The organism is Lampropedia puyangensis (assembly GCF_004833285.1).
In the GTDB taxonomy this organism is placed as follows: domain Bacteria; phylum Pseudomonadota; class Gammaproteobacteria; order Burkholderiales; family Burkholderiaceae_C; genus Lampropedia; species Lampropedia puyangensis.
Genome location: NZ_STFG01000006.1, coordinates 1 through 20874, shown reverse-complemented (window position 1 = coordinate 20874; position 20874 = coordinate 1). Strand labels below are relative to the sequence as shown.

At 54.3% G+C, this 20874-nt stretch carries 18 protein-coding genes; 9 read left to right on the top strand and 9 right to left on the bottom strand.

Translation table 11 applies throughout. The features are described 5' to 3' along the window. Positions 1-2 precede the first annotated feature (2 nt). The 4 genes from dapE to dapC form a co-directional block, all read right to left on the bottom strand. Positions 3-1190 (bottom strand): succinyl-diaminopimelate desuccinylase, encoded by a 1188-nt coding sequence (gene dapE / locus E9531_RS07355; RefSeq protein WP_136573111.1) that lies wholly within the window; start codon positions 1188-1190, stop codon positions 3-5. 170 nt (positions 1191-1360) lie between these two features. Continuing rightward, positions 1361-2533: a PilT/PilU family type 4a pilus ATPase gene (locus E9531_RS07350; protein ID WP_136573110.1), complete on the bottom strand. Its 1173-nt coding sequence runs from the start codon at positions 2531-2533 to the stop codon at positions 1361-1363. Between the two features lie 203 nt (positions 2534-2736). Further along, a complete protein-coding gene (gene dapD / locus E9531_RS07345) occupies positions 2737-3570 on the bottom strand; it encodes a 2,3,4,5-tetrahydropyridine-2,6-dicarboxylate N-succinyltransferase (protein ID WP_136573109.1) in 834 nt (277 codons plus the stop codon). Between the two features lie 225 nt (positions 3571-3795). Then, positions 3796-5010, bottom strand: coding sequence for a succinyldiaminopimelate transaminase (gene dapC, locus E9531_RS07340; RefSeq protein WP_136573108.1), 1215 nt, complete (start codon positions 5008-5010; stop codon positions 3796-3798). 75 nt (positions 5011-5085) lie between these two features. Between dapC and E9531_RS07335 the strand changes: the two genes are divergently transcribed. The 6 genes from E9531_RS07335 (at position 5086) to E9531_RS07310 (ending at position 13597) form a co-directional block, all read left to right on the top strand. Continuing rightward, entirely contained in the window at positions 5086-5844 is a 759-nt protein-coding gene (locus E9531_RS07335) for an HAD family hydrolase (RefSeq protein ID WP_244610026.1), read from the top strand. 281 nt (positions 5845-6125) lie between these two features. Further along, a complete protein-coding gene (gene carA / locus E9531_RS07330) occupies positions 6126-7304 on the top strand; it encodes a glutamine-hydrolyzing carbamoyl-phosphate synthase small subunit (protein ID WP_136573107.1) in 1179 nt (392 codons plus the stop codon). Positions 7305-7396: 92 nt separating this feature from the next. Further along, positions 7397-7768 (top strand): hypothetical protein, encoded by a 372-nt coding sequence (locus tag E9531_RS07325; RefSeq protein ID WP_136573106.1) that lies wholly within the window; start codon positions 7397-7399, stop codon positions 7766-7768. A 35-nt stretch (positions 7769-7803) separates the two neighbouring features. Beyond that, positions 7804-11061 (top strand): carbamoyl-phosphate synthase large subunit, encoded by a 3258-nt coding sequence (gene carB / locus E9531_RS07320; RefSeq protein ID WP_136573105.1) that lies wholly within the window; start codon positions 7804-7806, stop codon positions 11059-11061. 230 nt (positions 11062-11291) lie between these two features. Continuing rightward, on the top strand, positions 11292-12233 hold the full coding sequence (locus E9531_RS07315; RefSeq protein ID WP_136573104.1) for a sulfurtransferase: 942 nt from the start codon (positions 11292-11294) through the stop codon (positions 12231-12233). Between the two features lie 125 nt (positions 12234-12358). Continuing rightward, on the top strand, positions 12359-13597 hold the full coding sequence (locus E9531_RS07310) for a YeeE/YedE thiosulfate transporter family protein (protein ID WP_136573103.1): 1239 nt from the start codon (positions 12359-12361) through the stop codon (positions 13595-13597). On the opposite strand, the gene E9531_RS07305 is transcribed toward E9531_RS07310, so the two are convergent. Further along, entirely contained in the window at positions 13598-14479 is an 882-nt protein-coding gene (locus E9531_RS07305; RefSeq protein WP_136573102.1) for a CoA transferase, read from the bottom strand. A 255-nt stretch (positions 14480-14734) separates the two neighbouring features. Here E9531_RS07305 and E9531_RS07300 point away from each other — a divergent pair, with 255 nt between their 5' ends. Further along, complete coding sequence (locus tag E9531_RS07300) at positions 14735-15661, top strand: DMT family transporter (RefSeq protein ID WP_244610025.1); 927 nt, start codon at positions 14735-14737, stop codon at positions 15659-15661. 216 nt (positions 15662-15877) lie between these two features. Beyond that, entirely contained in the window at positions 15878-16819 is a 942-nt protein-coding gene (gene ygiD, locus E9531_RS07295; protein ID WP_280177181.1) for a 4,5-DOPA-extradiol-dioxygenase, read from the top strand. On the opposite strand, the gene E9531_RS07290 is transcribed toward ygiD, so the two are convergent. From E9531_RS07290 to E9531_RS07280, 3 genes are read right to left on the bottom strand one after another with little or no spacing between them, the layout of a single operon-like run. Then, positions 16808-18163 carry a sensor histidine kinase gene (locus E9531_RS07290; RefSeq protein ID WP_136573101.1) on the bottom strand — a complete coding sequence of 452 codons (1356 nt, stop codon included), beginning with the start codon at positions 18161-18163 and terminating at the stop codon, positions 16808-16810. The two genes, ygiD and E9531_RS07290, sit on opposite strands and share 12 nt — an antisense overlap. Next, the gene (locus tag E9531_RS07285) at positions 18160-18852 is read right to left on the bottom strand and encodes a response regulator transcription factor (protein WP_136573100.1); all 693 of its coding nucleotides are present in this window, start codon (positions 18850-18852) and stop codon (positions 18160-18162) included. Before E9531_RS07285 ends, E9531_RS07290 begins: the two co-directional genes overlap by 4 nt. Positions 18853-18912: 60 nt before the next feature. Further along, positions 18913-19659, bottom strand: coding sequence for a PepSY domain-containing protein (locus E9531_RS07280; protein ID WP_136573099.1), 747 nt, complete (start codon positions 19657-19659; stop codon positions 18913-18915). A 116-nt stretch (positions 19660-19775) separates the two neighbouring features. Here E9531_RS07280 and E9531_RS07275 point away from each other — a divergent pair, with 116 nt between their 5' ends. After that, complete coding sequence (locus tag E9531_RS07275; protein ID WP_136573098.1) at positions 19776-20459, top strand: PepSY domain-containing protein; 684 nt, start codon at positions 19776-19778, stop codon at positions 20457-20459. A gap of 57 nt (positions 20460-20516) precedes the next feature. Here the strand turns inward: E9531_RS07275 and E9531_RS07270 are convergent. Next, the coding region (locus E9531_RS07270) for a transposase (RefSeq protein WP_158291735.1) at positions 20517-20874 on the bottom strand (358 nt) is incomplete at its 5' end.

Sequence of the window (20874 nt, the reverse complement as noted above, 5' to 3'; positions counted from 1 at the left end):
AGTCAGGCGTGAGCCAGGTTTTGCAGCAAGCGCATGTAGATCAATGCCAGTGGTGCAAGTTCGCTCAGAGAGATGTTTTCATCCACTTTGTGGATGCTGTCATTGGGCGGGCCTAACTCAATGACTTGAGGGCACAGCGTCGCAATGAAACGGCCATCACTGGTGCCGCCTGTAGTGGATAGCTCTGTGCTCAAACCGGTAACATCTGAAATGGCTTGTTGCGCAGCAACGACCAAAGTGCCTGGCGGTGTCAAAAAAGGGCTTCCTCCCAGGGTCCAGTCCAATTGGTATTCCAAACCATGCTGGTCGAGTACGGCATGAACACGCTGGCGCAAATTGTCTGGGGTTGACTCGGTGCTGAAGCGAAAATTGAAATCGACCACTACATCCCCAGGGATCACATTAGTTGCACCTGTACCGGCTTTGATGTTGCTGATTTGCCAGCTCGTTGGCGGAAAAAAGGCATTGCCTTGATCCCATTCGGTGGCCGCCAGTGCGGTCAGTGCCGGAACGGCTTGGTGTACCGGATTGCGTGCCAGATGTGGATAGGCAATGTGGCCCTGAATGCCTTTAACCGTTAAGCGGCCGCTTAATGAGCCTCGTCGGCCGTTTTTAATCATGTCCCCTGTGTGGGTGACTGCTGTGGGCTCACCCACAACGCAGTAATCCAGACGTTCCCCGCGCGCGCGCAGGGTTTCAATGACGTGGGTGGTGCCGTCAATGGCTGGGCCTTCTTCGTCGCTGGTGAGAAGAAGGGCCAAGCGCAATGGCAGTTGTGGTTGCTCTGCAAGCAATTGCTCCACCGCAACAATGAATGCTGCAATGGAGGCCTTCATATCGCTGGTGCCACGCCCAAACAAGCGGCCGTCGCGTTCAGTGGGTTCAAATGGTGGGCTCGTCCATTGGTCGAGCGGGCCAGTGGGCACTACGTCGGTGTGCCCTGCAAACACCAAGGTTGGCGCACCATCCGTGCTGGCCGCGCGCGTGGCCCATAGGTTACTAACAGGAGCGCTGGTGGGGCCTGCATGCATCCATTCAAGCGAAAAGCCCAGTGCCTGCAAGCGTTTACCAATTAACTGCAGGCAATCAGCATCGTTTGGTGTGACCGAAGCTTTGGCAACCAATGTTTTGAGCAATGCGAGGGTATTGTGGTGGGCTGTGTGCGAGAGGGTGTCAGGCGTGAGGCTCATGCGGAATATCGAGTAATTTGCACGGTTTGGCTTTGCGGAAATGCAAGCAAACACCGCGCTGGCGCTAACTGAAACAAGGTGCCGATCGTAACCGATTGGCACCTTGCTGTTTGCTGAATTTGCCGGGGCACTTTAGATGGTTGTTGCGCCTAAAGTGCGGGGATGGGTGTTCAGGCGTTTGAGTTTGATTCGCGCACGTCCAAAGTGAATTCGGTGAATGATGGCCCATCATCATTTTCTTCTTCAACCTCGGCCCGGGCTTTTGCGGCATTGGCGGCCATGGCGAAGTCGTTTTGCAGGCGCCACATCAGGTTGGTCGGGGAGTCGGCCGCGTCAAAGGCCTCTTTGCGGTCAATCAAGCCTTCGGCGACCATGAAGGCCAATGACTCTTCAAAAGTTTGAGAGCCTTCTGACATGGATTGCTGCATAGCATCGCGAATGGCAGAAAAATCACTGGCTTCAATCAACTCGGATACCAGCTTGGTGTTGAGCATGACTTCAACGGCTGGAATGCGCTCTCCATCAAGCCCGCGCAGCAGCCGTTGGGAGACGATGGCTTTGAGCGTGGCAGCCAAGTCTCCAAGCATGGTGGGGCGTACTTCGACAGGGTAGAAACTCAAAATCCGGTTGAGTGCGTGGTAAGAATTGTTGGCGTGCAGCGTGGAGATGCACAAGTGGCCCGATTGCGCATAGGCAAGGGCTGCAGACATGGTTTCGCGATCTCGAATTTCACCAATCTGAATGACATCAGGAGCTTGGCGCAGCGCGTTTTTCAAGCCGATGCGCAGCGACTCGGTGTCAGAACCGACCTCGCGTTGGTTCACGATACTGCGGCGGTTGGTGAATTCGTACTCAATAGGATCCTCGATGGTGAGGATATGGTTGGCCGTGCGCTTGTTGCGCAGATCCATCATGGAGGCTATGGTAGTGCTTTTGCCTGAGCCGGTGGCACCTACCAGGAGAATCAAGCCGCGCCTTTCCATGCACAGAGATTCCATCACGGGAGGCAATCTCAGCAGGCTTAAGTCAGGAATTTCGCTCGGGATGAAGCGGATAACGATGGCGTAGGAGCCGCGCTGGCGCATGGCGCTGACGCGAAAACGACCAACACCAGCCAAAGGGACGCCCACGTTTAACTCACCAGTAGCATGGAGCTCTTCAATGCGTTCAGCAGAGACAATCTCACTGAGTAATTTCAGTGGGGCATCGCTGGAGAGGAGTTGGTTATTGACGGGCAGCGTTTCACCGCGAACCTTCACCATCACCGGTGCATTTGCCGATAAATACAAGTCGGACGCTTTATTGTCCGCCATCATCTTCAACAAACGTTCCATTGCCGGCATGGCGACTCCTCAAAAGCGTTTTTGTAAGTAAATATCAGAATAGGCAGCCAATGTACCATTTTCTATGGCCGCAGCAGCCACACGATCGAGTGTTCACTAATGCATGGTTGGATGTGCGAGCAATAGTCAGGACGGGGCTGCGTGTGCTGATGAATCTGCAGCCGACATGCGCAAAGCTTGTCTGAGCATGTCGGGTGAGGGGCTTAGTCGCGCAGCAAGTCGTTCAAGCTGGTGGTCGAGCGGGTCTTGGCATCGACGGTCTTGACGATGATGGCAGCGTACATGGAGTAGTCCTTGCCGTCTTTGGTTTTTTTGGGCAAATTGCCCGAGACCACTACTGAGCCAGCAGGCACGCGGCCAAAGGTGATTTCGCCGGTCTCACGGTTGAAAATGGGGGTCGATTGGCCGATATAGACGCCCATGGAAACCACGGAATTTTCCTCCACGATCACGCCTTCAACGATTTCCGAGCGAGCGCCAATAAAGCAGTTGTCTTCAATGATGGTGGGGTTGGCTTGAAGAGGCTCCAGCACGCCGCCCAAACCAACGCCGCCAGAGAGGTGCACATTCTTACCCACTTGAGCGCAAGAGCCTACAGTGGCCCATGTGTCCACCATGGTGCCTTCGTCCACATACGCGCCGATGTTGGTGTAGGAAGGCATCAAAATGGCACCTTTGGCAATGAAGCTGCCGCGACGTGCCACGGCAGGAGGCACTACGCGTACACCTGTAGCAGCCAGTTCTTGTTGCGAGAGGCCTGAGAATTTGGTGGGCACTTTGTCATAGAAGCCCAATTGTCCTGCTTGCATCACTTCGTTGTCGTTGAGGCGGAAGGACAGCAGCACGGCTTTTTTGATCCACTGGTGAACGGTCCAGTTGCCCACGCCACTACGGCTGGCTACGCGCAATGTGCCTGTATCAAGTTGGTTGATTACGTCCTCCACAGCATTGCGGACATCGGTAGGGGCCGAAGAGGGGGAAAAGGATGTGCGCTCTTCCCAAGCGTTTTCGATCAAAGTTTGCAGAGCTTGTGTCATGGCTGAGGTGTGTTGATTAAAGTTTAAAAAATTGGCTGGAGTCAGAGCCTCAACATCAGCGCAGGTAATGCTTGCACCTGATGTGTCGGAGTGGGGGATTCGCTCAACAGATTTGTAAGTGCTTGCGCCATGCGGCAGGCATGCAAGGTTCACTATTGAGGCATAGGGCTTCGAGTGTAAACGAGGTCACTATGGTGAATGCCGACTTGTTGGTTGGGTTCAGCGTCAGTTGTGTTGATGAACAAAGGCGGCAATGCGGCGCGCTGCTTCAAGGCACTCCGCTGTTTCTGCCACCAAGGCCATGCGAATTCGCCCTGCGCCCGGATTGCCCGCTGGCGCTTCGCGCGCCAAGTAGCTTCCTGGAAGGACGGTTACAGCCTGCTCTTGGTAGAGGGCTTTGGCAAATGCCGTGTCACTCATCCCTAGCGAGGCAGGAATGGCGGCCCAGAGGTAAAAGCTGGCGTCGGGTAAGCGAACATCCAGTACTTCGCTGAGGATGGGGGTGACTTCAGCGAATTTCTGCCGATAGAGGTCTCGGTTTTCCTGTACGTGCGCCTCATCGTTCCAAGCAGCGATGCTGGCTGCTTGCACTGGAGGAGCCATGGCGCAACCATGGTAGGTTCGGTAGAGTAAAAATTGTTTGAGGATAGAGGCATCGCCCGCGACAAAGCCGCTGCGCATACCTGGGACGTTGCTGCGTTTGGAGAGGCTGGTCAAAATGACCAAATTTTTCCAGTCATGCCGCCCCAGTTGGCGGGCTGCTTCTAGGCCGCCTAAAGGGGCTTCTTCCTGGAAGTAAATTTCGCTATAGCACTCATCGCTGGCGATTACAAAACCATATTGGTCACTGAGGGCAAAGAGCTTTTCCCATTCACTGAGCGGCATCACTGCGCCTGTAGGGTTGCCGGGGGAGCACACAAACAAGAGTTGCGTTCGCGCCCAAATATCAGCGGGTACAGAATCCCAATCCACGGCAAAGTTGCGCGCAGGGGCGCTGTTGGCGAAGTAAGGCGTTGCGCCAGCCAGTAAGGCCGCGCCTTCGTAAATTTGGTAGAACGGATTGGGACACACCACAATCGCATCGCGCTGATTTGGGTTCACCACAGTTTGAGTGAGTGCAAACAGCGCTTCGCGTGAGCCATTGACTGGTAGTGTTTGCGTCAGCGCATCGACCTGAACGCGATAGCGTTGCCCCAGCCATTTTGCGAAAGCCTGTCGCAGCGCCGGTGTTCCTGCGGTAGCCGGGTAGCTGGCCAGTCCATCAGTGGGGGAGTGTAGTGCCTGTTGGTAGGCTTGTAGCACGAATGCTGGTGTGGCATGTCGTGGCTCTCCAATGCCCAAGCTGATAGGGCGTAAGTGCGCATTAGGCTGCACCTCTGCAAACAGTTGGCGCAGGCGCTCAAATGGGTAGGGATTGAGGCGATCGAGTCTTGGATTCATGGTTGCGCATTATCGCGCTGGTTGGGACGTTGCTGGGGGCTTCTTGGGTGGCTTTTACTGTTTGGCGGTAACGCTATGCAAACAAAGGGTTTGATCCTGAGCTATGCTTGGCAAATGACCGTATCGCATGCTATTGCCCAACTCAATGTGTCGCAGATTCAGGCAATTAGCCTGGATTTGGATGACACCTTGTGGCCTGTTTGGCCCACCATTCGAAAAGCTGAAGCTGCTTTGCTGGCTTGGATGCAGCAATTCGCCCCTGCAACTGCAATCTATTGGCAGCAAGAAGGGGTGGCGCAAACCATTCGCGAGCAGGTGAAGGCCGAGTTTGTGGCGCAAGCGCACGACTTTTCTTTTTTGCGTAAACAAATGATTGCCCGAGCGCTGTCGTTAGCGGGCGATGATGAGTCCTTGGCAGAACAAGGGTTCGCGACTTTTTTTGCCGTTCGTCAGCAGGTGGATCTGTTTCCTGAAGTAGAGCAAGCTTTAGTTGCTTTGTCGCGCCGTTTTCCTTTGGTAGCGTTGAGTAACGGCAATGCCAATGTGCTGGATATGCCTATAGGTCAGTATTTTGCTGCCAGTGTTCCTGCACGCGAAGCTGGGGTGTTAAAGCCTGACGGAAGAATTTTTGAGATGGCTGCACGCCGCGTTGGGGTGCAGCCATCTCAGGTGTTGCATGTTGGTGATGACCCCGTTTTGGATGTGGTGGGGGCATTGCAGGCGGGTATGCAGGCGAGTTGGCTCAATCGTGAGCGGCAGGATTGGAGGCATCCTCATATCGTGCCCCATCAGATTGCGGATTTGGATTCTTTGCGTCAACTTGTCTGCGGTTAAAGTAAGTCCTCGGCTATAATTGGCAGGTTTATCTACCCTGTTTCCACACCAAGCTGCGCCTTTTTTGGCGCTTTTGATACCCTTTTTGCGTCTTTGAATGTGGGCGCGATACGGGGCGGTGCCTGAGGCGCGCTGGGCCAATTCATTAAGGAATTGTGTGCGTGCGTTTGGTGGAGGCTGCCAGCCTGCATTTTGAATGCCTGTCAGTTGCTGCCCACCGGTGCCGGCCATATTCATATTGTTTGGTGGGAACTTCTTGGCTTCCTTTTCGAGGTAATCGCGTGCTCTTGTCTCTCCAGCAGGGAAATCTTCCCGCCGCTATTTTGGCGCTCGCAGATGGCACAATTTTCATTGGCAATGCTGTGGGCGCTTCTGGCTCCACAACTGGTGAGGTGGTGTTCAACACCTCCTTGACCGGCTACCAAGAGATCTTGACGGATCCCAGCTACTGCCAGCAAATTGTGACGCTGACATATCCCCATATCGGCAATTACGGCACTAACGATGAAGACAGTGAATCAAGCAAAGCCTATGCGGCAGGCTTGGTGATCAAGAATCTTCCATTGTTGGCCAGCAACTTTCGCCAAAACCAGTCGTTGTCAGACTATTTGGTGCAGCACCATATTGTGGCTATTGCCAACGTGGATACGCGGAAGTTGACGCGCCATTTGCGTGAGCACGGTGCGCAAAATGGATGCATCGTGGCTTTGGCTGCGGGCGAGGCTGTCACCGAAACGGTGATTAAAGAAGCAGTGCAAAAGGCCCAGGCTGCGCCCAATATGAGTGGTTTGGATTTGGCTAAGGTCGTCACGACCGACAAGTCCTACGAGTGGACACAAACCACCTGGACTTTGGGCGAAGGCTACGGTTCACAGACTGCGCCACGCTTTCATGTGGTGGCGTATGACTTCGGCGTTAAACACAACATCCTGCGTATCTTGGCTGAAAAAGGCTGTCGCGTGACAGTCGTGCCTGCTCAAACACCGTTTGAGCAAGTCAAGGCTTTGCAGCCCGATGGTGTGTTTTTCTCCAATGGCCCAGGTGATCCGGAGCCTTGCACATACGCGGTGCAAGCAGCGCGTGAATCGATTGACAGTGGTATCCCCACCTTTGGTATTTGCTTGGGCCACCAGATCATGGCTTTGGCATTAGGTGCCAAAACCTTCAAAATGAAATTCGGCCACCATGGCGCAAACCATCCCGTCAAAGACCATGACTCCGGACGGGTCAGTATCACCAGCCAAAACCATGGTTTTGCGGTTGATGCGCAATCTTTGCCAGCGACCGTGCGTGTGACGCACAGCAGCTTGTTTGATGGCACGGTGCAGGGGCTGGCCCATACGGAGAAGCCCGCCTTGTGTTTTCAGGGGCATCCAGAGGCGTCCCCCGGGCCGCACGATATTGCGTATTTGTTTGATCAGTTTGTTGCGCTTATGCGCCGTCAAACCGCTGCCAGTTAAGGCTGCTGTGGTGGGCTGTGTGAAGCTTAATTTTGCTGCGGCCCATCGATTACTTCTTTTCATTTCACTACTTTTAATCAATTATTGGCTTTATGAAACTGTTTAGCTTCCCTTCTGCGGCACTGGAAAAGGCGATTGCCAAACGCATGCTCACTTTGGAGCCTGGAGCAAAACAGTGGTTTGGTGAGCGTTGGGCGCAAAAACCGTACAAGAAAGCTTTTATTGAGAAAAAAGCCATGCCTTTGGTGGTGTTCATTGCCAAAGGCAAGAATTGGACTGATGAGGAGTTTGACCAGGAGTTACTGGAGTGGGATGCCACTTTTTATCCACCTGAGGTGGATGTGCTGCGCCCTATTGCTGAGGGTGAAGGCATGCTGCAGTTGATGCAGAAAAAAGTGCAGCCAGAGCGTATTGAAAAATTGCTTGAGCACATCAAGTCCCGCACCCTCAGTGGTGTGGCTTGAAACATCTTGTTGGAGAGCGCCGTTGGCGCTGAACTATGCCTAAAAGAACCGATATTCAATCCATTCTCATCATCGGCGCTGGTCCTATTGTGATTGGCCAAGCCTGTGAGTTCGACTACTCCGGTGTTCAGGCCTGTAAAGCCCTGCGCGAGGAAGGCTACAAGGTTGTTTTGATCAACAGCAATCCTGCCACGATCATGACCGACCCAGCCACGGCCGATGTCACGTACATCGAGCCTATCACTTGGCAAACGGTGGAGAAAATTATTGCCAAAGAGCGTCCAGATGCGATCTTGCCAACTATGGGTGGCCAGACTGCGCTGAACTGTGCGCTGGATTTGTGGCGCAATGGTGTATTGAATAAATACAAAGTGGAGTTGATTGGCGCCAAGCCTGAAGCCATCGACAAAGCCGAAGACCGCTTGAAGTTCAAAGATGCAATGACGCGCATTGGACTGGGCTCCGCACGTTCAGGCATTGCGCACAGCATGCAAGAAGCTTGGGATGTGCAAAAAACCGTGGGCTTCCCAACGGTGATTCGCCCCAGCTTTACGCTGGGTGGTACAGGCGGTGGTATTGCTTACAACGCAGAAGAATTCGAGACCATTTGTAAACGCGGTCTGGAAGCCTCTCCTACCAATGAGCTGTTGATTGAAGAGTCGCTCTTGGGGTGGAAAGAGTACGAGATGGAAGTGGTGCGTGACACCAAAGACAACTGCATCATCGTCTGCTCCATCGAGAACTTGGACCCCATGGGCGTGCACACCGGCGACTCGATCACTGTCGCCCCTGCCCAAACCTTGACCGACAAGGAATACCAGATCATGCGCGATGCCTCTCTGGCCGTGTTGCGTGAGATTGGGGTCGATACTGGTGGCTCGAACGTGCAGTTCTCCGTCAATCCTAAAGATGGCCGCATGATCGTCATTGAGATGAATCCGCGTGTATCGCGCTCATCTGCGCTGGCATCGAAGGCGACCGGATTCCCTATTGCGAAAATTGCAGCCAAGCTGGCTGTGGGCTTTACTTTGGATGAGTTGAAAAACGATATCACTGGTGGTGCAACACCGGCATCGTTCGAGCCGACTATTGACTACGTGGTCACCAAAGTACCGCGTTTTGCGTTTGAGAAATTCCCTCAGGCCGATGACCGCTTGACGACGCAAATGAAGTCAGTCGGTGAAGTCATGGCCATGGGCCGTACCTTCCAGGAGTCCTTCCAGAAAGCCTTGCGTGGCCTGGAAGTGGGTGTGGACGGTATGAATGAAAAAACCCAAGACCGCGAAGTGCTGGAGCGTGAGCTGGGCGAACCTGGCCCATCGCGCATCTGGTACGTGGGCGATGCGTTTGCTGCGGGCTGGTCTTTGGATGAAGTGCACAACATCACCAAGATCGACAAATGGTTTCTGATCCAGATTGAAGAGATCGTGAAGATCGAATTGCAACTGGATAAGCTTTATGAAGACAAAGGTGCTGCCGCTCTTGCTGCAGTCGACCAAGAGACCTTCCGTGTACTCAAGCAGAAGGGCTTCTCTGATCGCCGTTTGGCCAAGCTATTGCATACCAACGAGCATGAGGTGCGCAAGGCACGCCATGCCTTGGGCGTGCGCCCAGTCTATAAGCGGGTAGATACCTGTGCGGCGGAATTTTCGACCAATACCGCCTACATGTACTCCACCTATGACGAGGAATGTGAGGCCGCGCCTACCGACAAGAAAAAAATCATGGTTCTCGGAGGTGGTCCGAACCGTATTGGCCAAGGGATTGAGTTTGATTACTGCTGTGTGCATGCCGCTTTGGCCATGCGCGAAGACGGTTACGAGACCATCATGGTCAACTGCAACCCTGAAACCGTATCGACTGATTACGATACCTCTGATCGCTTGTATTTTGAGCCGCTGACGCTTGAAGACGTGCTGGAGATCGCGGATCTGGAAAAACCTGTTGGTGTGATCGTGCAGTACGGCGGCCAAACGCCTCTGAAGTTGGCTCTGGGTCTGGAGGCCAATGGCGTGCCGATTATTGGCACAACCCCTGACATGATTGATGCGGCAGAGGACCGTGAGCGTTTCCAGCACTTGCTGCAGGACTTGAAGCTGCGCCAGCCACCGAATGCGACTGCGCGTACTGAAGCCGAAGCCTTGGAAAAAGCCGAAGAAATCGGCTACCCCTTGGTGGTGCGTCCGTCCTACGTGCTGGGTGGCCGTGCGATGGAAATCGTGCATGAACGCAGTAGCCTGGAGCGCTATATGCGTGAAGCCGTGCAAGTGAGCAATGACTCGCCTGTGCTGCTTGATAGCTTCTTGCGCAACGCGATCGAGTGCGATGTCGATTGCGTGCGCGATGCGACCGGTCAAGTTCTGATCGGTGGTGTGATGGAGCACATTGAACAAGCGGGGGTGCACTCCGGTGACTCCGGTTGTTCCCTGCCACCGTACTACCTCTCTAAAGCCACGGTGGATGAGTTGAAACGCCAGACTGCTGCCATGGCTGAAGGGTTGAACGTAGTTGGTTTGATGAATGTGCAGTTCGCCATTCAAGAAATCGGTGAAGGCGCAGACAAACAAGACGTGATTTACGTTTTGGAAGTCAATCCACGCGCTTCGCGTACTGTACCTTTCGTGGGTAAGGCCACAGGTTTGCCATTGGCCAAAATCGCTGCGCGCTGCATGGCTGGCCAAAGCTTGGCAGAGCAAGGTGTAACTGAAGAAGTGGTGCCGCCGTATTTCAGTGTGAAAGAGGCTGTGTTCCCATTCGTCAAGTTTCCTGGGGTCGATCCGATCTTAGGCCCAGAGATGAAGTCCACTGGTGAAGTGATGGGTGTGGGCAAAACCTTTGGTGAAGCCTACGTCAAGAGCCAGTTGGGAGCCGGCACCCGCTTGCCTGAAAGTGGCTTGGTTTTCCTGACTGTGCGCGATGCCGACAAAGCCCGGGCTGTGGCCATTGCCAAAGATTTGGCTGCCATGGGGTTTGAGATCAGTGCGACACGCGGCACGGCCGCTGCCATTGAAGCGGCTGGTATCACGGTGCGCGTGGTCAATAAAGTGGCTGAAGGCCGCCCGCACATTGTTGACATGATCAAAAATGGCGAAGTGGCCTTGATCATCAACACCGTGGAAGAACGTCGCAATGCAATTGCCGACTCCCGCTCCATCCGTACTTCGGCATTGCAAGGCCGTGTAACGATGTTCACTACCATCTTTGGTGCAGAAGCAGCTGTGGAAGGCATGAAGTCCTTGCACGACTTGGACGTGATTTCTGTTCAGGAAATGCACGCTATGCTGGCGCAATAACCTGTTGCAACGCTAAGCAGAAGAGGCCTTTTGAGGCCTCTTTTTTTATGTTTATTTTCATGTTGATTTGTGCATTTCAAACACGGTGAAATGGCGCAGAAGCAAGCGCAGCAGCGCTTATGGCCCTGCTGCATAACGTCATGAGAAATGATTGGTTGGTGTTTGATCGCTTGTTTTCTATAGTTGCGTCCAAGTTCAAATATCGAAACAAATTGAAAGGATGCGAGCCAATGAATACAACGCTGCAAACATGGTTACGTGCTTCTGCACTGGTGGGGACTTTGGCTATTGCAAGTGCTGCGAATGCCGCGACACCAGTTCCTGAAGGGCCATTGGTGACAACGGAATGGCTGGCCAACAATCTCGATAACGACAAAATCCGCGTGATTGAAGTCAGTGTCAATCCTGGTGTGTATGAGCGTGGGCACATCCCGGGGGCGGTGAATTTTTCTTGGCACACCGATTTGAATGACACGGTGCGACGCGATATTGTTTCCAAAGAAAATTTTGAAAAGCTACTGTCTCAGTCTGGCGTGGGTAACGACACCACCGTGGTGCTGTACGGTGACACTAATAACTGGTTTGCCGCGTGGGGTGCCTGGGTTTTTGATATTTATGGTGTGAAAAACGTCAAACTGCTCGATGGTGGCCGTGTGAAGTGGGAAGCTGAGAGCCGCGCTTTGAACAATCGTGTGCCTGAATACGGCAAAACAAGCTATACGGTCAGTGGTATCAACACCAACTTGCGTGCGCGTTTGAGTGATACCTTGGCTGCGGCTGAAGGTACCAGCGACGCCAAATTGGTCGACATTCGCTCGGCCGACGAATACAGCGGCAAGATTTTTGCACCAGCAGGAGTGCAGGAGTTGGCCATTCGCGCAGGCCATGTGCCTGGTGCCGTGAATGTGCCTTGGGGTCAGGCGGTGAATAAGGATGGCACCTTCAAGTCTGCAGAGGAGCTGAAGAAGATTTACGGGGCTGTGGGTTTGGATGGTTCTAAACCCATCATCACTTACTGCCGTATTGGAGAGCGCTCTAGCCACACATGGTTTGCCCTGTCAAAAATTCTGGGCTACAACGTGAAAAACTACGACGGCTCATGGACGGAATACGGCAATGCCGTGGGCGTGCCGGTTAGCAACCCCAGTGGTACGGTGTGGGCGGCCAAATAAAAGCAAGTATGGGGCTGCAGGCTGGTTGCGTTGTTGCACAGCTTGCGGCAAGTTTCTGAGCAAGGTGTATTGCGCCCACTTCGGTGGGCGTTTTTTTCGTGGTGTAGTCACAGAAGGAATCAGGGATGCAAAGAGTTGCTTCATGGGGCGTATGGAGCTTGCTGCTGCTATGGGGCACATGGCTGCAGGCGCAAGCGGGAGGCGCCACGTTGGTGTTTGCACTGACTTGCGGCGTGGCGTTGGGAGTGGCATTTCAGCGTAGCCGGTTTTGCTTTTATTGCCACGCCAGAGACTGGTTTGAAAACCGCGACCCACGCGGCATGCTGGCTATCGTTTTGGCTGTGGCGATTGGTTTGATTGGCTATACCGCTGTGTTAGGTGGGTGGATCGTCAATCCTGCGGCCGGGCGCTTGCCGCCAGATATACACATCGGACCAGTCAGTTGGGTGTTGTTGTTGGCCGGCGCTGCCTTTGGTTTAGGTATGGTCGTGTCGGGGTCATGCATTAGTGCCCACTGGTATCGCTTATCGGAGGGATCGACTGTTTCCCCTTTTGCGTTGATTGGGACGGCCATGGGGTTTGTGGTGGGTTTTAAAAGCTGGAATGGGCTCTACAGCTTGGCCATTGCCGATGCGCCTGTGGTGTGGCTGCCTGCACACCTTGGCTACGGTGGGGCACTGGTGGTGCAGTTGGCGGTATTGGTAGCCGTGGTCGTGTACTTGTGGCGCGGTTTTGCATCGCCCCTGTACCAACAGAAAGTAGCGAATGCACAGCTAGGCCAGCAGGTTGACCATCACAAGCAAGCTCAGGCGACGCAGGGCCGCATTTCGGCGGCGGCTTCTGTACCGAATTTGCACCAGGTCTGGGCGCAGCTGTGGCAAGGGCGTTGGCCTTATTGGACTGGTGGTTTGGTAGTGGGCTTGGTAGGGGTGCTGGCCATCATCCGCATGAAGCCGTTGGGCGTAACGGCATTTTTGGGCACGGCTTCGCGCCAATGGGCAGATGCACAAGGCTGGATTCCTGCCACCATGCACGGCTTGGATGGTTTTGCCGGTTGCTCGACCACTCCGCAATCAACTTGGCTGATGCCAAATGCAGTGCTGCTCACAGGTATTGTTGGTGGGGCGTTTGCAGCAGCTTTTCTCAGTCGGCAATTTGTCTTCAAAATCCCTGGTGCACGCGATGTAGTGCGGGGTTTGAGTGGTGGCTTGCTGCTTGGGTGGGGTGCGATGGTGGGGCTGGGCTGCACTGTGGGCACATTGCTCTCAGGTAGCCAGGCTGGGGCCGTGTCTGGCTGGGTCTTTGGCGCCGCCATGTTCGCCACGATCGGGCTGGCCTTGAAGATCAAAGCCCGTTGGCTGTAATCAAGGTAGTGTTAGCAGGGGGATGTCATGCTCTTGCGCAAGCTGCTCCAGCGCTGCCCGCGTTTGAGTGGCGCAAAACTGGCTGATGGCCTGGTGGGTGGCCGCATCGAGCATATCTGCAGGAGTAGTATTGGGGCAGATGTGTTGCCACAGTCGCTGGGCAAAATGGGGTTCCAATGCGGCAATAGCAACACGCCCATCCATGCATGCATATAGGCGGTAGCCTGCATGGGCTCCGCCTGTGATGCCCTCAGGCGTTGTCATACCCCATTGGCGTGGAATGGAGAGCCATTGGGCTGCTTCAAGCAAACCAACCTCTAGTCTTTGCCCCGTGCCTGTTTGTTGGCGCGCGAGCAAGGTCTGCAAGACGGCCTCAGTCGCTGTTAAGGCACCTGCCATATCTGCTGCGAGTGAGGCAGGCACGTTCAAATCAGGCACTAGGCCAGCCTCAGCTTGGTAAGTCAGGTCATGGCCCGCTTCATTCGCCCGTAAGCCTGTGGCGCCGACGATCTGCACCAGGTTTAACTGTGGGTGACGGGTATGGAGCGTTTCCCAGTCCAATTGAAGTCGGGCCAATGCAGCCGGACGAAACGACGTGATCAGCACGTCAGTATGGGTGAGCAAGTCATTGAAGTGGGCTTTGCCTTCAGGTGTTTTGAGATCAGCATGCACAACGACAATGCCTTCGTGCAATTGCCGGTATGCATGGGGTGCGTACATGCCCATAGGGTCACTGGTGGCGTGGCCCTGTGGTGCGGGGGCTTCCAGTTTGGTGCAATGGGCACCCATACCGCACAGGCGCATTAAAGCCGCAGGGCCAGGTAAATTCAAGGCAAGGCTGACAATGCGACAGCCAGCAAGAGCTTGGAATGAGTGGTGCATGCGAACGATGGTGTGCTGAAAGGTCAATGTGCAGAAAAGGCGGTGGGCGTATGTACACGGCATGGTGCGTACACATCGTGTGGGACTTTAGCGCAGCAGTCCTGCCTCTTGCAGTAGTGGCAATCCCTATGCATTCAGGTGGCAGGCAAGATGGACTGAACTGCACCACAATACGCACCTTGGTGGCTAAAGCCATCAAGGTGCGAAGCACCCTTTGTATGCGGCGCTTACTTTTTTTCTTATGGCAGTTTCTGCATGATTCAATCTCTTGTGTTTGCTGACAAAGCGCGCGCGGGTGTTTATTTACGTTTGCTTGGCATGGCTGCACTGTGGGGGGCATCTTGGCCCATGGGCCGGGTGGTCGTGTTGACCATGCCCCCATTGCTGGGTGCGTGCTTGCGGTTTGTATTTGCCAGCACGCTGCTGATGGTTTGGTGGTTGCATGCCGGAGGCCCGAAGCGCATGGGCCGCCTGTCTCTGCGGCAGTGGGGGGCATTGGCTATGGCTTCCGCTACAGGCATTTTTGGGTATGCTTTATTTTTTATGTGGGGTTTGCAGCATGTTCCCGCAGGCAGGGCGGCTATGGTCATTGCCCTGAATCCCGCAGCGACCTTGCTGTTGGCTGCGGTATTTTTGCGCGAACGGCTCAACGCCCCAATTTTGTTTGGCATGGCCTTGGCTATGGTCGGAGCCGTGACAGCATTGAGCGTGGGTGAGCCTTGGAAGCTGATACAAGGAGGCATGGGGTCAGGCGAGCTGATCGTGTTGGGCTGCGTTGCATGTTGGGCCATTTACACCTTAATTGGTCGTCAGCTTCAGAGCATGGACTCTTTAAGCATTACCACCATGACGGCGTTGATGGGGGCAGCCATGTTGTTTGTGGCCAGCTGGGTAGTCGAAGGCCCCAGAGCTTGGGCCACGCTGGCACAGACGCCTGCGACGACTTGGCTGTCCATTGTCGGTCTGGCGCTGGGGGCTACGGTGTTGGCTTATGCTTGGTTCTTGGATGGTGTCAAAACCTTGGGGGCCAGTGCAGCGGCCGCTTTCATCTCGCTCGTGCCTATTTTTGGAGTGCTTTTTTCCAGTCTATGGCTGGGGGAGCGGATTGATCTTTCGCTTGCGGTTGGCGGTGCTTTCGCTGTGGTTGGAATGCTGGTCATGCATTGGGGGCGAAAGCGCTAGAAAAACGGGTGAGCAAACTATGCACAACCCACCGATAAGTGGCGTATGGAACAGTCGTGCAACAACGCAAACTAGAGCCTAGAGCCGCGTATTCATTACGGAAGATTAAGCGCATTGTTGCTGTTTTCGTAACACGTCGTCGCGAGTAACTGGCTTGGTTTATGCCGTTCGTATTTTTATAATTTTTTCCCATTAAACCGAACGACAAGGCCCCCGATGATGACTCGCCGCAATCTTCTCGCTTCTTGGCCTAGCTTGGCGGGCATGGCTTTGGGCTCTCAGTGGGTTCAGCCAGTCTCTGCCGCTGGGCTAGACAAAACCTTTGCCAGTCTCCAGCCTTCTGCACGCCAGCCTGTGCTGTTCATGGGCCATGGTAGTCCTATGAATGTCTTGCCCGGCAACCCGTGGCGCAGTGAATGGGAAAAGTTGGGCCGGGCATTGATGCAGCAGGCAGAGACACCGCAGTTGATTCTCTGCGTCTCAGCCCATTGGCTCACTCGTGGTGGTTGGTTTGTGACCGGCATGGACAAACCCCGCACCATCCATGACTTTGGTGGTTTCCCCAAAGCCTTGTATGACATGCAATACCCGGCGCCAGGGGCACCAAATTTTGCGAAAAATTTAGCGCGTAGCATTCATGTCCCCGCACCTGAGGTGCCTGATGTAGGGGTAGACCACAGCGAGTGGGGTTTGGATCATGGCACCTGGTCCGTCCTGTTGCCCATGTTTCCAGAAGCGCGTATCCCAGTAGTGCAACTAAGCATGGATTACGCAAGGCCGTTGAACGAGCATTACCAAATCGGTCTGCAGTTGCGCGCTCTGCGTGAGCGCGGCGTTCTGATTGTGGGCAGCGGCAACATCGTGCATAACCTGCGCCTCACGCAGCGCGACGCGGCAGCCAACCAAGCCTATGATTGGGCGATTGAATTTGACCGTCATGTCCATGCGCTGGTGGATAAAGGCGATTTGGCCGCATTACAAAACGTGCAGCAATTGGGTTCTGTCATGCAACAGGCGCACCCCACCCATGACCACTATTTACCTCTGTTGTACGCAGCTGCAGCTGTGCATGAGGGAGAAAAGCCCATGGTGTTTAATGAAGGCTTTCAGGCTGCATCTATTTCTATGCAGTCGATCGTGTGGGGATTAAGTCGGTAAGGTGATTTGTGCGCGTAAGCCACCAAGCTCGCTGGTGTGAAGCAGTAGGGTGCCGCCCCAGGTATGGGCAATATCAGCCACGATCGACAGGCCCAGTCCTGTGCCTGGGGTGTTTTGGTCAAAGCGCTCGCCACGTTTCCCAGCTTGCGCGAGTTGGTGCGTGGCAATTCCTGGGCCATCGTCTTCAACTGTCATTACAAGTTGGTTGTGCTGTGGGCTCTTCTGCGGCAAGGCTGTGGCTTGAACGCGCACGCGTGCGTGCGCCCATTTACTGGCGTTGTCCATTAGATTGCCCAGCATTTCTTCCAAGTCTGAACGGTCGCCACGCCAGTGCAATGTGGGAGGAATGTTCAGTTGCCATTCCAGTTGTTTTTCCGGGCGAATGTGCTGCATCAGTTGTGCCAAAGGGCGAATGACGTCTTGCAACAGCACGGTGCTTTGAAGGCTAGGGGCGTGATCGCCTGCTGCGCTGGTGCGACTGAGGTGCCGTTCAATCAAACCATCGATGCTTTTTACTTGGTTTAACACCATACTGCTGGGTACTTGCGCAGTGCGTGCAGCTTCTGCGCTCAAGCGTGCCAATGGGGTTTTTAAGGCGTGGCTCAGGTCTGCAGCATGTGCACGCCCTCGCGCCACCATCCGCGCATTGCGTTCAAGCAGGGCATCTACTTCGGAGGCCAGCGGGTCTAGATCTGGGCCATAACCTTGGCCAAGCTGTGTGTTATTGGTTTGGGTGTCGTGCAAGGCGGCTAGGCGCTGCCGCAGCAACTGTAGCGGTTTCAAGCCCACACGCACCTGAATCAGCGTCGTGACGGTGATGCTGAACAATAACGCTGCAAGCCCCAGCCATAGGTTACGGCGCACGCGGCTGAGGTCATTGGTGACTTCTTGAGCCAAGCCATACACATACAGTGTGGCACTGGCACCATGCTCTTGTGTGATGGTGCGTGTGATGCCGAGCAAGGCTTGGCCACGAGGGTCGGTGTTGGTCAGCATGTCTCGTGGTGCGGTATGGTGTGGGGCGGGCAATGTGCCGTCCCATAACGAGCGTGATACCAGTTGCTGATCCGGTGTTTGTAAGACCCAATACCAGCCAGAAAAAATGTGGGTAAATTCGTCGCTACTGCGACCCGCCTCATAGCGCCATTGCTGTGTGGGCATAAAAACCATGTTGGCTTGAATGCGGTCAGCGCGATCATTCAGGCGTTGTTCAAGGCCGCCATAGAGGCTCTCGCGAATGCTATTGTCCAGCAACCATCCCAAGGTCAGCGTCAGCATGATGCTGGGCACCAGTCCCAGCAAAAGCAGACGGGTGGTGAGCCCTAAGCCTCGGCCTTGTGTCATGCGGCCGTTGATGATGATGCCGAGAACGGGTGCGTAGCAAGGCGAAAGCCAAGACCACGCTGTGTTTCAATGCGGTCACTGCCAATTTTGCGACGGATTCGCCCAATCAGTACATCAACGGAATTGGAGTCAGGATCGAGATCGCGAGAGTAAACGTGTTCATTGATTTCTGTGCGTGTCACGGTCGCCCCCGGACGGTGCATCAAGTACACCAGAATTTTGTGTTCTTGCGCAGTTAGCGTAATGGCTGCGTCCCCTATAGTGAAGCGCTGGTTAATAGTGTCGTAGCTTAAGTTTCCGACATTGAGCACCGTATCGCCGCTGCCTTGCAGACTACGACGCAACAGGGCGTGCAAGCGCAGCACGACTTCTTCGTGAATAAAGGGCTTGGTGAGGTAGTCGTCTGCCCCGGCTTGAAAGCCTGCGAGCTTGTCGCTCCAGCGGCTGCGTCCAGTGAGAATCAGCACCGGGAAATGGCTGCCGTGTTCGCGCCAATGGCGCAGAACTGAAATACCGTCCAGACCGGGCAAACCCAAGTCCAGCACGGCAGCATCGTAGCTCTCGGTTTCGCCCACAAAAATGGCGTCATTGCCATCAGTTGCCACATCGACAACAAACCCCGCTTCTTGCAGCAGCGCTTGCAGGCTTTGGGCTAATTGAGTGTCGTCTTCAACGAGCAAAATACGCATGAAATTAAAAGCAGGTGAGTGCGCCGATGGCGCCCGGGCAAGAGTAAGGAGTAAAGACGTTTAAGGCGCCTTGGGCTCATTTTTGATCTTTTCGCGCAGAACGCTGGCGGTGTGGGTATCCACATGCAATTCCATCTGGCGGCCGTCGTTAAGACGAATGTCGATTTCATAGTACCAACTGTTGCTGCGCTGGTGGCGCTCGCGTTCCAATTCCGCCTCTAGCACGATGCCAGGATAGGTTTTGAGCAGCAAATCGAGAATATCGGGCAAAGCCATCATGCTTTGAACAGCGTTTTCAACCTTGGGCGCTCCTTGTAGTATTTGGCCAGTTGTTGCGTCGACGACCAGCTCCAAGCGCTGCGCATTGTGTTGAATCAGCAAAATCTCATAAACGGCCAGATGGTTGCTGCCTGATTCAAGCTCCACGTCCTCGATATGACCCGGGTACTGGGCCAGAATTTGCCGCAAAAGCGTCGGCAAGGGAATCAAGGCTTGCGCGGCGGCGGGAACATCATCCAGTTCGAGCAGTTGGCCCGTTTCGGCATGCACCTTGATTTCGCGTTTGCGGTTTTGACTATCGAGTACTTCCACTTCGTATACCGCGCCCTGCTGCCGGTCTGCCTCCAGATCCACTTCCAGCACGCGACCCGGGACATGCTGCTCCACAATTTTCAGAATTTCGGCCAATGGCAAATATTGTCCGCTGGAGACGGCTTGGCGCACGTTGCGTTGCTCGTCAGCCCATGCAGGCGCGAAAAGCCCGATGCACAGGGTGCATACCAAAAAGGGGTGTCGCAGTGTTTTCATGAGGTTTCATTCTGTAGTGCACATCTTAAACACAGCATGAACAGGCGCTTCAGAGTTTGTTTAAGTCAGGTTTGAAATACTGCATCACGTTTTAATCAACCACCAAGAGGTACGTGATGAATTTCAATCTAAAAACTGCATCTATTCGTTCTGTAAATCGCTTCAAGCCGTTGGCTGTTGGCCTGGTTGCTGCCACATTGGGTCTGGGCAGTGCAACATGGGCTGCTGATAATGCACGCCAAGCTTGGGATACGCTCAATGCGCAAGGCTATGTTGCGATTGATGATCTCAAGCGTGAGCATGGTTTGTGGACTGCCAAAGGCACCACTTGGGATGGTAAACGTGTGCACTTGATGCTTGATGCCAATGACCAATTGCTGGAAGTGGGGCGCCCCGAAGCCCAGCACAATCTGGCCACAGCCCAACAAGTTGTGCAACACCTACAAAACTTGGGGTATCAGCGCGTGCGTGATGTGGAGCTCGATGATGGTTTTTGGGAAGCAGAGGCCAATAACCTCGCTGGCTTTGAAGTGGATTTGACGTTGCACCCTGTTAGCTTAGCGGTACTCAGTGAAGTGGTCGACGGCATGGGGCAGGCGGTGCCCGGTGTGGGCAACGATGTACTATCTGCTGCACAAGTGCGTAGCGTGTTGGAGGCAGCTGGCTATACCCGTATCCACGATCTGGACTTTGAGGATGGCTACTGGGACGCGGATGCCACAAACCCAGTCGGCCAGCGCGTTGAGTTGCGCCTGGATTCCAAAACGGGCGCTGTGTTGCGTGAAAAGTTGGATGATTAACGTGAGCCGCACGTAGGATATTGAGGGGATCTACTAAAGAAGATTCTGAGAACGTGTTTACGATCTTCGTAACAACAATCCGATGAAGGCGAGATGGATGAACTGCAAGCTGGTGTTGAGCCATCGCTCACAGTTCTTCCAGAGCCTTCGATTCTTCTCTAACCACGCGAAGCTGCGCTCGACAATCCATCTCTTTGGCAAAACAGCGAAGGTGTGTAGTTGATCTCGTTTCACCACTTGCACCTCTGTGCAAGCGTGAAGCAAACCAGTAGCAGCTAGTGCAAAAGGTGCGCCACGATAAGCAGCATCCACCAATAGCTTTTGCACGCAATCCAAGCGAGCTTTGTTATGGGCAAGCGCTTGCAATGCCCCTTTGCGGTCGGTGATGTTGGCCGTTGTTACCGAGATCGCATGA